The following is a 12,679-nucleotide window of genomic DNA, read 5'->3' as shown; positions in this document are numbered from 1 at the left end:
TCCTTCTACCTTCTACGTCTTACTTGTCGTTCAGTGCTTCTACGCCTGGAAGTGCCTTACCTTCCATGAACTCGAGTGATGCGCCGCCGCCAGTGGAGATATGATCCATTTGGTCTGCGAGGTGGAATTTCTCAGCAGCTGCCGCGGAATCACCACCGCCGATAACTGTGTAGCCTTCGGTAGTTGCGCAAGCCTGGGCTACAGCAATTGTACCTTCAGCGAAGATATCAATTTCGAATACGCCCATAGGTCCGTTCCAAACAACCAGCTTGGAGTTTTTGATGATATCGGCATAAATTTCACGGGTTTTAGGACCGATGTCCAGACCTTCCCAGCCAGCAGGAATTTCAGTCACATCTACAATTTTGGTGTTGGCATCTGCGCCGAACTTGTCAGCGATAACTACGTCAACCGGAAGCACAAAGTTTTTGCCGAGTGCTTTGGCTTTTTCGATAAATCCAAGCGCAGCATCGATCTTGTCGTTGTCTACCAAAGAATTTCCGATTTCGTAACCTTGTGCTTTGGTGAAGGTGTAAGAAAGGCCGCCGCCAATCAATACGTTGTCAGCCAGAGTCAGCAGGTTGTCGATCACGTCAATTTTGTCTTTAACTTTGGATCCGCCGATGATCGCAGTGAAAGGACGTTCAGGATTGGACAGGGCTTTGCCCAGAACGGACAATTCCTTCTCCATCAGAAGGCCGGATACTGCAGGCAGGAAGTGAGCGATACCTTCTGTCGAAGCATGGGCACGGTGAGCCGCACCGAATGCGTCATTGACGAACAGGTCAGCCAGTTCAGCGAACTGCTTAGCCAGTTCAGGATCGTTCTTTTCTTCACCTTTATAGAAACGGACATTCTCAAGCACAAGCACGTCGCCTTCGTTCAGTTCAGCGATTTGTGCTTTTACCGCTTCGCCAATCGCTTCATCAGCTTTGGCTACCGGTTTGCCGAGCAATTCGGACAGACGTACAGCTGCGGAAGTCAACCGCATGGAATCGACGAATTCACCTTTAGGACGGCCCATATGGCTGGCCAGAATGACCTTTGCACCGTTCTCAATCAGGTATTTAATTGTTGGAAGGGTTTCGCGGATACGGGTATCATCAGTGATCTTACCGTCTTCCACTGGCACGTTGAAATCCACACGCACGAATACGCGTTTGCCTTTTACTTCTACATCACGGACACTTTTTTTGTTCATGATTAACATTTCCTCCACACCCAAAATTGGTTCATTCACGAATCCATTTCATTTAGAAAGAGCGGAAACAGACTTTCATTGTTTCCGCTCTATTGTACTGCCTATATAAAATCGGTATTATTGAGCAAGTTTAGCGAATTTCTCCAAAGTACGAACGAGCTGTGCAGTGTAGGACATTTCATTGTCATACCAAGCAACGGTCTTAACCAGTTGTTTGTCGCCAACAGTCAGAACTTTAGTTTGTGTAGCATCGAACAGGGAACCGAAAGTCATACCCTTGATGTCGGAAGATACGATTTCATCTTCAGTGTAGCCGTAAGTTTCCGGATCGGAAGCTTCTTTCATGGCTGCGTTGATTTCTTCAACAGTTACGCTCTTATCCAGAACAGTAACCAGCTCAGTCAGGGAACCAGTAGCTACAGGCACACGTTGTGCTGCACCGTCAAGTTTGCCTTTAAGTTCTGGAATTACCAGGCCGATTGCTTTTGCAGCACCGGTAGTGTTAGGGATGATGTTCTCAGCAGCAGCGCGGGCACGTCTGAAGTCGCCTTTAGCGTGTGGAGCATCAAGTGTATTCTGGTCACCTGTGTAAGCGTGGATAGTAGTCATCAAGCCTTCGATGATACCGAATTTGTCGTTCAGAACTTTGGCCATAGGAGCCAGACAGTTCGTTGTGCAAGATGCGCCGGAGATTACTGTTTCGCTACCGTCAAGGATGTCATCGTTAACGTTGTAAACAACAGTCTTCATGTCGCCTGTAGCTGGAGCGGAAATAACTACTTTCTTAGCTCCGCCTTTAAGGTGCTTTTCAGCTGCTTCTTTAGTTGTGAAGAAACCTGTGCATTCCAGAACGATATCAACGCCAAGCTCTCCCCAAGGAAGTTCTTCAGGGTTGCGGTTCGCCAGAACCTTAACATCTTTACCGTTAACTTTGAAGAAGCCGTCGTGAACTTCAACATCGCCTTGGAATTTACCTTGAGTTGTATCATATTTAAGCAAATGAGCAAGCATCTTAGCGTCAGTCAAGTCATTGATTGCTACCACTTCGATACCTTCTACATTTTGAATACGGCGGAATGCAAGGCGTCCAATACGTCCAAAACCGTTAATACCAACTTTTACACTCATTGAATAGTTCCTCCTAGATTTCGTTTTATTTATTCAAGACAAGCCGTGAGGCTCGTCAAGACAACAAGGTTAAGTATAATGCATAATACCTTTGCGCGCGTCCCATAAAATGGAATCTATAGGACCTCTTGCAATTGTTTGTCGATTTCTTTGCCGATTTCGATAGCAGCCGCCTCGTCTGTCACGAGAATATCCTCTTGGCCGAACCGCAGCATCGCATGAATGGCCTTAGCCTTGCGTTTGCCGCCGGCAATACCGATGACGACTTCTGTACGGATAATGTCTTCCAGGCGCAGCCCCATGGTCAGCATGGTATGAACCACCTCGCCATTCTCATTGAAATAATATCCGAACGATTCGGCTACCGCACCCTCGTCCTGAATCTCTGAGATGGTACCGGGGTCCAGCTTGCGGCGGTGAGTCATTTCAATGGCATCGCCAATTCCATGCACAATAATACGCGATCTGCGGATAATCTGCACAATCTCTCCAATATTGGAGTCCAGTGCGAGCGACTGATAGGCATCGCCGCTGAGCAGATCAGGCACATGCAGCAGACGGTAATTGGCACCAATCCGTTTGGCCATGGTCGAAGCAATGGTGTTGGCTTGGATCTCCATGCTCTCTCCCAGTCCTCCGCGCGCCGGAACTACCCAGGCGTTCTTATAGGAAAGGGATAGCGGCGGGGTCAACTGATCGGCCATTTCGGCCAGGGTCGATCCGCCTGTGACGGCAATCGTATCGTCACTGCGCAGTACACTGAGCAGTGCCTTCGAACCTGCACGCCCCAGTTCACGTTTGGTGAACAGCGAGGTCTCGCAGTCGCCAGGTACAACAACTACTTTACTGAGACCGTACGTAGTACGAATTTTCTCTTCCAGATCATCCAGGCCGAAGAGGCTCTTGGCGATCGGCTCCAGCAGGTCAAGCAGTCTGCGACCGGCTTCGCTAATGCGCATGCCGACGCTCTCGATCTCAATGAGCCCTTGCGATTTCAGAAGATCCGTCTCGGCGCGCAGCACCCGCTCGGTCATATCAAGCGAGGCGGCAAGCGTTCTGCGCCCAATAATATCGGACAGCATGATCTGATGTAGAATCGTATACCGTCTCTTAAGGGTTTCCATGAGATCAGGCAGAAGCTGCTTTTGGATTTCCAATAAATTACGCATGCTTTCACTCCTGCAACTTCGTCTTTCTCTTTTCCCTTGTTCGTGGTCTCAAAATGTCCCGGGTTAACTTTTTAAGTCCCACCCATATTCTACCCAAAACTGACGCCGAGTGCAAGTGTTCCGAGACTATAATTCTCAGACCCGTTTCATCTTATACATCTGCCGGTCTGTGAGAGGTAACCACGCCCTTAAGCACATGACTGAAAACCTCCATCACCTGACTGTCAAGTGGGAAGCTATCATCTGCCTGGGAGCCGGAAAAACTATTTTTTTGCACGACGGGTTTTACACGTTGCTTTTATGCAATAAGTGTATTATAATAACTTCTGTTGCGCCCGTGGTCCAATGGATATGACGTAGGCCTCCGAAGCCTGAGATCCAAGTTCGATTCTTGGCGGGCGCGCCATTATTTTCACTTTTGTACATAATTTAGCAATGCTTATATTATATTTAACCAAAGAGCCGCTTGATGGCTCTTTTTTTTGAATCTAAGTTTGACTTTCTTTGACTTTTTGTTTGAATTTGTTTATCATGTGGTTAATACGGTAACAGTAAAAAATGAACACATTCGAAGCACCAATTTCAAGGAGGTTTTCCACGTGAGTTATATTCCTATGGTAGTAGAACAGAGCAACCGCGGTGAGCGCGCTTATGACATCTATTCCCGCCTGCTGAAGGACCGCATCATTTTCCTTGGAACGGAGGTTAATGACGTGGTAGCCAATTCCATCATCGCACAAATGCTCTTCCTGGCTGCCGAGGATCCGGATAAGGATATTCACCTGTATGTAAACAGCCCTGGCGGTTCCATTACAGCGGGTATGGCTATATTTGATACAATGCAGTACATTAAACCGGATGTATCCACCATCTGTGTAGGGATGGCCGCTTCCATGGGTGCCTTCCTGCTGAACGCCGGCGCCAAGGGCAAGCGCTTTGCCTTGCCGAACAGCGAAATTATGATTCACCAGCCGCTCGGCGGTGCCCAGGGTCAGGCTTCGGATATCGAAATCCGCGCCCGCCGCATCATCAAGCTGCGCGAGAAGCTGAACCGTATCCTGTCCGAACGTACGGGCCAGCCGATCGAGAAGATCGAGAAGGATACCGACCGCGACTACTTCATGAGTGCTGCCGATGCAGCTGAATATGGCATTGTCGATAAAGTCATTGAGAAGACCTTGCCGACTGGCGTTTAATTTCTATACTTCATCAACACATAAAGAGGCTGCCACGGACCTACAGGTCTGCGGCAGCCTCTTTATTTGGCATATATACTGATGTTTCACCTCAAGGTTCCATATCCCAGGGCATCCAGCTTTCCGGCAATCACCCGGTAGCCCCTGCCGTTCGGATGGATATGATCCAGGAACAGCAGCCCCCGCTCATTGCCGGCAAATTCATGATAAATGGAAGCAAACCCCACAACATAACTGCTGTAGCCGGCAGCATAGCGGTTGAACTGCCGCACCCAATCTGTAGCCGCATCCACCTGAGGATACGGATTATAGAGACCTACAATCCGGATAATGTAAGGACTTCGCGTACCCGCCTTCAGCTGTGCCAGAGTATTCATAATATCACTGAAATTCCGTTTGCATTCCCGGAGCGCTTTTTGCAGATATCCATTCAGCTCACCTGGCCTCCCCGCTGCGGCTTTGGCGGCCTTAATCAGATCATTGCCGCCAATAGAGACGGTGATGATCTCCGCATCCTTAACCGCAGAACGAAAGCCGCCATCTGTCTTGAGACGCTGCTCCAGCCCTGCTGTTGTCAGACCGTTCACTCCAAGATTCGCTGAAGCAACCGGAGTCTGCAGCCGCCCTTCCGCCATCCGGCGGTAGACGGGGACAAATCCGTTCCCGGGCAGCGCCCCGAACCCGGTCGTTAATGAATCTCCAATGGCCGTATACTGATAGACCATAGCCTTCCCTCCCCGCTATAAGCTGCTTGCTTTCTTTAGCTTATGACTGCCCGGGGGATGTGGTAACGGCAGGGCGGCCTTAATAGGCCCGCAAAAAAATCCTGCCCTCATGTCTCCGGAGGAAACGCATGGGCAGGATATATGAAACTACTATATTATTTCAGTGCAGCGAACGGACTGCTTCCGTCCGGCAGCAGCTCTTTGAAGCTGAAGATTACCTCCGGGAAGCCTGTAGCGTATGCAGTATACTCATATTGCTGGAAGAAGAGCACGGCTTTGCCCTCTTTCAGATAGAAGTATTTCTCTGTATTCAGGCCTGTGAATCCTCCCAGATAACCTCCGTTTGCTTTGATTTCAGTAGATACCTTGGCATTCAGCTGTTTCTTGTAGTTAGGATTAGCCTTGAACAAATCCCCCAGCAGCAGGCGTTTACCGTCTTTAAGTGAGAAGGTAAAGGCATTGCGGATAGTCGATCCATGTGCACCGCCGGTATATCCGTATTGATTCGTGATCAGACTGAGCACGCCGTCCTGATTATAAGTGACCACATAACCGCCTTCGAATTCATACGGACGGTCGTCCTCGGATTTAAGGGAGATTTGATCTTCGGCGTAAGCCGCGTATTTCTGAATCGTCTGTTTGATTGTATCATTGATTGCCTTCTCAGCCTCGCTACTTGCAAGACCGCTGACCTGTGGATAATCCAGCTTGATTGGTGCATCTTTATGGTCCTTAACATAGCTCTCAGTCTTTATAGTTACCGCATTTTGCGTTCTCTTCATCACATTGAGCCGTCCCGTAGCGGCACTCCAGTCACCCTTGTAGCCTAAGTAATCGCTGAGCAGGTCAAACGAAACATAGAAGCGGTTATCCATATTCTTCACTTCATATTCGCCGATAAAATAATTGTTCACTTTAATCGTAGTATAGTATTCAGTAACCGTCAGTTTAGTTTGTGTAGTACCTGTACCGATGGTATACGTCTTCTCTGCTTTATCATAAGATAGCGGCATCCCCAGCGCATCGCGCATAAACGTTACCGGAATCCATACCTTTCCGTCCTGGAAAAGCCCCTTCTGCGCTGCAATCTTGCCGTTTACCTTCAGTACTACCGGGGAGGATGCAGCCTTCACCTGAGCAGCTGCTGGAGCTGCCTGAGTTATACCTGCCGGTATTGCGGCTCCACCGAGCAGCATTCCCGCTGCAATCATTCCTGCGCCCCATTTACGGGCGTATTTCTTCGAAGTATCATTCATTTTCATTGTTGTTCTTCCCCTTCCGCTGGTGCGATGTATTATGACGTGATGTGTTCCCTCAGCTTCACTCTTCCTATTATAGGGATAAGAAGGTCGGCGGATGTTACAATGCGCTTTACAGTTTCTTAAGGATTGAAGAGTCTTTCTATCAACCTTATTACATTTATTTAAACAATTTGAGAGATTTCAACGAAAATTTCTCCTAAAAAAGGCGCCGCCCTGCCATAAACAGCAGAGCAAGCGCCTCTTCGCGGTCACTTTATTTCAATTCATAGGTTACGCTCAGCTGAGTGGTTACTTTAACTTCTCCGGGTTCAACGGAGCTTCCGGCAGCTGAATCATTCGCTGCTTTGGACATGGCGGCCTGTTCAACGAAGACAACCGGGTTATTCCCGTCGTCGTTCTGAATGACCGTTACCACCTGCCCGAGTCCGCGTTTCGCCGCTTTAGCAATCGCTGCCGCTTTTACATCTGCATTCTGCATTGCTTTTTCGATAACCTGTGCTTCAAAGGCTGATGGATCTTCGATCGCAAAGCTTGCATTGCCGATATTGTTCGCGCCTGCCGTCGATGCTGCATCCAGCAATTGTCCGACCTTAGTCAGATCACGGTAGGAAATCTTCAGCGTATGCTGGGCATTATAGCCTTTAACCTGCTGGCCTTCCTTTTCGCTATAGACGTAATTAGGCTGTACATAGAACTGCGTGCTCTGAATATCCTTGTCCGCAATTCCCCAGGTTGTTTTGAATAATGCAGTCAGCTTCGCAATCTTTGCCGCGGTACCCTTCTGCGCCTCTTGTGCAGTATCAGCCGTGGTAGTTACCCCGATGGAGAGATAGACGATATCCGGTTTGATCGCAAGTTCACCTTTACCGACTACGTTCACAATATTCTTCTGCACCTCATCGGCAGCGTAAGCCTTTTCAGGACCTTTTAGCACCCCGCTCAGCCCCATTCCTCCTATAATCAAGCTTCCTGCCAGCAGCACTGCTCCGATTGATTTGCCAAATTTCATCATGCTTGCCATCCCCTTTCGTTTCTTTAAGTTGTTGGTACCCTCTAGACGGACCAGCATGGCAAAAGTTGCATATCCTATGTACGTTATTTAATAATTTATTCCGTCTCTATCCAGAAACGCCGGATGACATTTCCGTCCTCCTCAATATATTCGCTATCCTCTACTCCGCCATTCTTGCGGATCGTCCGTTCCGATGCTGTATTGACGGCGTCGCAGACCACGAGTGCCTTCTCTATACCCAGTTCAGCAGCTTTCACGAGGGCCTGCTTCAGAAGTTCACTGGCATACCCCTGTTTGCGCTCCGAAGGGACCACGCCATAGCCGATATGCCCGCCTGTACGGAGTAACGCTTCCGTCAACCGGTGTCTGATGTTCACGGCAGCCACCACCCGCTGATCCGTTGTCACCAGCCAGAAGGTTGAACTGCTCACCCATCCGTCTTTGATATTCACACCGCCGGCATGCTCACGCAGAGACTGAAGCATCCCGGCAAAGTCAGCAGGATCGATCTCGACTACCCAGGGAACGAATGATTCTCCGCTGGTCTTCCACTCTTCATAAAATGCCAGATAGGGCTCTCTGAGAGCTTCTGTAGGCTCCACTAATGTTACCTCACTGCCTTGGATCTGCATCTGTGTATCTCCCCTTATACATAAATAATATGAAAAAAAGCCCCTAAGGGCTTTCGGTAAGACGTGTACCATTTATTGATTCTCGAGTTCTTCCTTACTTACAAGACTTGTCAAAGCGGTTACAGCTTGTTCCGCATCTGCGCCATCTGCGCTGATATAAATCTCCGTACCGGAACTGATCGCAAGGCTCATAATGCCCATGATACTTTTGGCGTTAACTTTTTTATCGTCTTTTTCCACGAAAATCTCCGACGAAAACTTATTAGCTTCTTGCACAAACAATGCTGCCGGCCGAGCATGGAGCCCCGTCTTCAACCGAACAACTACCGGGTGCTTTGTCATGAAACGCTTACCCCCTATTTGAGATCTGCCCAAAAATTTCACATTAATTTTATAATATTATATCATTATAACCTCTACCGCACTAGAAAAAAAATAATCAACTGCCCCGCACCTTGTCAGCCAGCTCATCAATTTTGCGCAAACGGTGGTTTACGCCTGATTTACTGACGGTGCCGCCCAGCATATCGCCAACTTCCTTCAGGTTGATATCCGGGTGTGCAAGTCTGATTTCCGCAACCTCACGCAGCTTATCCGGCAAGCTTTCCAGTCCCACCTCACGCTGCAGCAGCTTGATATTCTCAATCTGGCGTACCGCGGCGCTGATCGTTTTGTTAAGATTGGCCGTTTCGCAGTTGACGATCCGGTTAACGGAGTTACGCATATCGCGCATGATCCGTACGTCCTCGAATTTGAACAGTGCCTGATGGGCTCCGATCAAACTTAAGAATTCAATAATCTTCTCGCCTTCCTTGATGTATAGGATGAAGCCTTTCTTGCGTTCTATGCAGCGGGCATTCAGGTGAAATTCACCAGCCAGCTCCACGAGCGCCTTGCAGTGCTCCTCATACATCGAAGCGATTTCCAGGTGATACGAGGAACCCTCCGGATTATTCACTGAGCCGCCAGCCATGAAGGCCCCGCGCAGGTAAGCACGCTTGCAGCAGTTCTTGCCGACGATTTCATCATCGATCCCATCGGTGAAGATGAAGCCTTCCGAGACAATCCGCAGATCCTTCAGGATCTCCTGAACCCGGTTTGGGATTCTTACGATATAGACGTTATTCTTCTTCAAACGCATTTTTTTACGCACGAGCAGCTCGATATGGACCTGGTAATATTTCTTAAGTAAAGAATATACCCGCCTTGCAATCGCGGCGTTCTCCGTCGAAATGTCGAGAACAACCTTTTTGCTCGAAAGCTGCACCGAACCATTCATCCGGATCAGCGCTGACATTTCCGCTTTCTCACAGCAGGGCTGGCTCTCGACCATCGTCAGCTCTTTTTTGGTAAGGGCCGCAAAAGACAAGGGGCTCACCTCTTTCATGTTAACTCTTTCTGTCAATCCAATCCTGAACCAGCTGGAAAATATGGTGGCTAAGCTTATCTGTATCATGCCGCAAATAGGTTTTAAATAATACCAGTTTGTCGGCAATCACCTTATATCCGTTGCCGTCAACGACATCGCGGTCAAGCTGCACCGGACGTGCGCCTTTCTCGGCATATTTGATCTGTACCTGCTCCGGGATCTCTCCGTCGTTCACAATTACATAATCGAACAGATGCAGTCCGATATGGTCGTATACCGCCTGAAGATGATCACTGACTGTATAATTATCCGTTTCACCGGGCTGGGTCATTACATTGCATACAAATATTTTGATCGCATCCGAGGCCACGACAGCTTCAGCCAGCTTCGGCACCAGCAGATTCGGCAGAATGCTTGTATACAGACTGCCCGGACCGAGCAGAATGGCATCCGCATTCCGGATCGCTTCCAGCGCCTCCGGCAGAGGCTCCACATCGGCAGGCTCCAGGAACACACGTTTGATTATACCGCCGGCCTCCGGTATTTTGGATTCGCCGGTAATCAGGGTACCATCCGACATCTCGGCGTGCAGGACCACCGCTTCGCCTGCAGCGGGCAGCACCCGGCCGCGGACGGCGAAAAGGCGGCTAAGCTCTCTGACTGCCGTAACGAAATCCCCGGAGATGTCTGTCAGCGCTGCCAGAATGAGATTGCCCAGGCTGTGTCCGGCGAGGCCCTCTCCGGTACTGAAACGGTAGCGCATGATCTGCGCCATCAGAGGCTCCACATCGGCCATAGCCGTCAGTACGTTACGGATATCCCCCGGAGGCGGCATTTGCAGCTCACTGCGCAGAATCCCGGAGCTCCCCCCGTCATCTGCCACGGTTACGATAGCCGTAATATCCAGCGGCTTCTCCTTCAATCCCCGAAGCATAACAGACAGCCCGGTACCGCCGCCCATGACGACGATCTTCGGACGCTGCCCTTGTTCTTCAGTCACTACTCATCCCTTCTCTCGTCAATGCCGATCACGTTCGGAATCCCGATGGCTGATTGCTACCGATTCCGTCTCGCTTACCCCCAGCATTTTGCCCAGATACTCTGCAATGGCTACGGAACGGTGTTTGCCGCCTGTACAGCCGATGCCGATAATAATCTGGGATTTGCCTTCCTTGCGGTATTGCGGAATAAGAAATTGAAGCATGTCAAGCAGCTTGGTCAGGAACGTCTGCGTTTCAGGCCATTTCATCACATAGTCATACACATCGTTGTCTTGGCCTGTCTTGGGCCGCAGCTGATCCACATAATGCGGATTAGGCAGGAAGCGGACATCGAACACCAGGTCAGCATCAATCGGAATACCATACTTGAACCCAAACGAAGTAATGTTAACGGAGAGGGTGCTTTTCCCGAGATGGGAGAACCGTGACACAATTTTTTCTTTTAGCTGTGCCGGCTTCATGCTGCTGGTATCCAGACACAGGGTAGCTGAATTCTTGAGCTCCTCCAGCATTTGGCGCTCCATCCGGATACCGTCAAGCGGCATGCCCTTGGGAGCAAGCGGGTGGTGACGCCGGCTCTCTTTGTAGCGTTGCACAAGCACTGAATCTGTTGCATCCAGGAAAAGAATCTCAAAGCCTATGGTCGACTCGTCCTTGATATAGGCCAGAGACTCCGACAGAGCGGTGAAGAATTCCCGTCCCCTGAGGTCGATCACGAGCGCCACTTTGGCGATTTTGCCTTTGGACTGCTCAATCAATTCGGCGAACTTCGGGATCAGCACTGGCGGAAGATTATCGACGCAGAAGAAGCCGAGATCCTCCAGGCTCTGCACTGCAATCGTCTTGCCTGCTCCCGACATGCCGGTAATGATGATCAGGGTGGCACGACCGGGCGATATTTGCTCGAATTCGGTCATTAGAGCGTCCCCTCCCTAAGGTTAGTATATGAATAATTCCTGCTCCTTAAGAACGCAGCAAAAGACCTGCCGCACCAATAATACCGGCATCATTGCCAAGCTCCGCAGGCACGATGGTAACACCAGTCTGCAGAGGTGCAGGTGTTAGCTTGGCGAATACACGGCGGACTTCATCAAACAGGATATCGCCGGCTTTGGATACGCCGCCGCCTACGATAAACACTTCCGGATTCAGTACCGCAGCCACCGCAGCCATCGATTTGCCCAGGTAGAATGCTGCACGGTTCACAATACGCAGAGCGACTTCATCGCCTGCCTTGGCAGCGTCAAAGACTTCCTTGGCCGCAATCTTCTCCACCGTGGACAGAGTGGTGCGGTCCCCGCGGGCCACTGCATCATTCGCCATGCGGATAATGCCAGTCGCAGAGGAAACGGTTTCCAAACAACCCATGTTCCCGCAGCCGCACTGGATAGCTTCCAGATCGGGAACTACTGTGATATGGCCAAGCTCTCCGGCCAGACCGGCAAAGCCCTGATACACCTTGCCATTGATAATAATTCCGCCGCCTACCCCTGTACCCAGCGTATAGCAGACGCAATTCTCAATGCCGCGTCCTGCACCGCTCCAAGCCTCGCCCAGCGCAGCCACATTGGCGTCATTGTCTATTTTGACAGGCTTGTTCAAACGACCTTCCAGAATGGAACGGATCGGCACATCTCTAAATCCTATGTTAGGCGCAAGGATGATGATTCCTTCACGAATATTCGTAAACCCGGCAAGCCCGGCTCCCACACCGGCAAGCTGTTCCCAGGAATACGGAGAGTCCTCCACAATCAGGCGCACATACTTCTCGATATTATCGATAACGGCATCGACGCCGTCTGCGGTCCCCGTTGGACCTTCGTAAGTGTGCAGCAGGCTTCCCTCGGCATTGCAGATTCCAACCTTAATCGTGGTTCCACCTAAATCCACGCCAACGTAGATATTTTCAGACATGTTACAAGCCACCTTTTTCTATGCTAAAATAGTTAATCCTACGTACCCACTATAATAGAAGCCTCCCCTG

Annotated in this window: 13 protein-coding genes and 1 tRNA gene; 2 read left to right on the top strand and 12 right to left on the bottom strand. The window is 49.9% G+C overall.

Annotation, left to right across the window (positions count from 1 at the left end):
* Nucleotides 1–19: 19 nt before the first annotated feature.
* The 3 genes from P40081_RS00890 to P40081_RS00880 form a co-directional block, all read right to left on the bottom strand.
* The gene (locus P40081_RS00890; RefSeq protein ID WP_042132755.1) at nucleotides 20–1,201 is read right to left on the bottom strand and encodes a phosphoglycerate kinase; all 1,182 of its coding nucleotides are present in this window, start codon (nucleotides 1,199–1,201) and stop codon (nucleotides 20–22) included.
* A 117-nt stretch (nucleotides 1,202–1,318) separates the two neighbouring features.
* A complete protein-coding gene (gene gap / locus P40081_RS00885; protein WP_039302421.1) occupies nucleotides 1,319–2,329 on the bottom strand; it encodes a type I glyceraldehyde-3-phosphate dehydrogenase in 1,011 nt (336 codons plus the stop codon).
* A gap of 116 nt (nucleotides 2,330–2,445) precedes the next feature.
* Nucleotides 2,446–3,498 (bottom strand): sugar-binding transcriptional regulator, encoded by a 1,053-nt coding sequence (locus P40081_RS00880; RefSeq protein WP_042132754.1) that lies wholly within the window; start codon nucleotides 3,496–3,498, stop codon nucleotides 2,446–2,448.
* Between the two features lie 331 nt (nucleotides 3,499–3,829).
* On the opposite strand from P40081_RS00880, the gene P40081_RS00875 reads away from it, so the two are divergent.
* A tRNA-Arg gene (locus tag P40081_RS00875) sits at nucleotides 3,830–3,904 on the top strand.
* Nucleotides 3,905–4,097: 193 nt separating this feature from the next.
* A complete protein-coding gene (gene clpP, locus P40081_RS00870; RefSeq protein ID WP_042132753.1) occupies nucleotides 4,098–4,694 on the top strand; it encodes an ATP-dependent Clp endopeptidase proteolytic subunit ClpP in 597 nt (198 codons plus the stop codon).
* A gap of 86 nt (nucleotides 4,695–4,780) precedes the next feature.
* On the opposite strand, the gene P40081_RS00865 is transcribed toward clpP, so the two are convergent.
* From P40081_RS00865 to P40081_RS00825, 9 genes are all read right to left on the bottom strand, one after another.
* Nucleotides 4,781–5,419 carry a GDSL-type esterase/lipase family protein gene (locus P40081_RS00865; RefSeq protein ID WP_042132752.1) on the bottom strand — a complete coding sequence of 213 codons (639 nt, stop codon included), beginning with the start codon at nucleotides 5,417–5,419 and terminating at the stop codon, nucleotides 4,781–4,783.
* 155 nt (nucleotides 5,420–5,574) lie between these two features.
* On the bottom strand, nucleotides 5,575–6,681 hold the full coding sequence (locus P40081_RS00860; RefSeq protein WP_052421607.1) for a PdaC/SigV domain-containing protein: 1,107 nt from the start codon (nucleotides 6,679–6,681) through the stop codon (nucleotides 5,575–5,577).
* Nucleotides 6,682–6,934: 253 nt separating this feature from the next.
* On the bottom strand, nucleotides 6,935–7,693 hold the full coding sequence (locus P40081_RS00855; protein WP_042132751.1) for an SIMPL domain-containing protein: 759 nt from the start codon (nucleotides 7,691–7,693) through the stop codon (nucleotides 6,935–6,937).
* A 95-nt stretch (nucleotides 7,694–7,788) separates the two neighbouring features.
* Entirely contained in the window at nucleotides 7,789–8,325 is a 537-nt protein-coding gene (locus P40081_RS00850; RefSeq protein ID WP_042132750.1) for a GNAT family N-acetyltransferase, read from the bottom strand.
* Nucleotides 8,326–8,397: 72 nt separating this feature from the next.
* The gene (locus P40081_RS00845; protein ID WP_036651317.1) at nucleotides 8,398–8,667 is read right to left on the bottom strand and encodes an HPr family phosphocarrier protein; all 270 of its coding nucleotides are present in this window, start codon (nucleotides 8,665–8,667) and stop codon (nucleotides 8,398–8,400) included.
* 97 nt (nucleotides 8,668–8,764) lie between these two features.
* Complete coding sequence (gene whiA / locus P40081_RS00840) at nucleotides 8,765–9,694, bottom strand: DNA-binding protein WhiA (RefSeq protein ID WP_039302402.1); 930 nt, start codon at nucleotides 9,692–9,694, stop codon at nucleotides 8,765–8,767.
* A gap of 19 nt (nucleotides 9,695–9,713) precedes the next feature.
* Nucleotides 9,714–10,655: a gluconeogenesis factor YvcK family protein gene (locus P40081_RS00835; RefSeq protein WP_042140618.1), complete on the bottom strand. Its 942-nt coding sequence runs from the start codon at nucleotides 10,653–10,655 to the stop codon at nucleotides 9,714–9,716.
* 57 nt (nucleotides 10,656–10,712) lie between these two features.
* Nucleotides 10,713–11,612, bottom strand: coding sequence for an RNase adapter RapZ (gene rapZ, locus P40081_RS00830; protein WP_039302396.1), 900 nt, complete (start codon nucleotides 11,610–11,612; stop codon nucleotides 10,713–10,715).
* 46 nt (nucleotides 11,613–11,658) lie between these two features.
* Nucleotides 11,659–12,609 (bottom strand): ROK family glucokinase, encoded by a 951-nt coding sequence (locus P40081_RS00825; RefSeq protein ID WP_039302392.1) that lies wholly within the window; start codon nucleotides 12,607–12,609, stop codon nucleotides 11,659–11,661.
* Nucleotides 12,610–12,679: the final 70 nt, after the last annotated feature.

Origin of the sequence: Paenibacillus sp. FSL P4-0081, from assembly GCF_000758565.1 — a bacterium.
Classification (GTDB): Bacteria; Bacillota; Bacilli; order Paenibacillales; family Paenibacillaceae; genus Paenibacillus_AQ; species Paenibacillus_AQ phytohabitans.
Note: the sequence above shows the minus strand (reverse complement) of the source record. Positions and strands in the feature narration are given on the sequence as shown.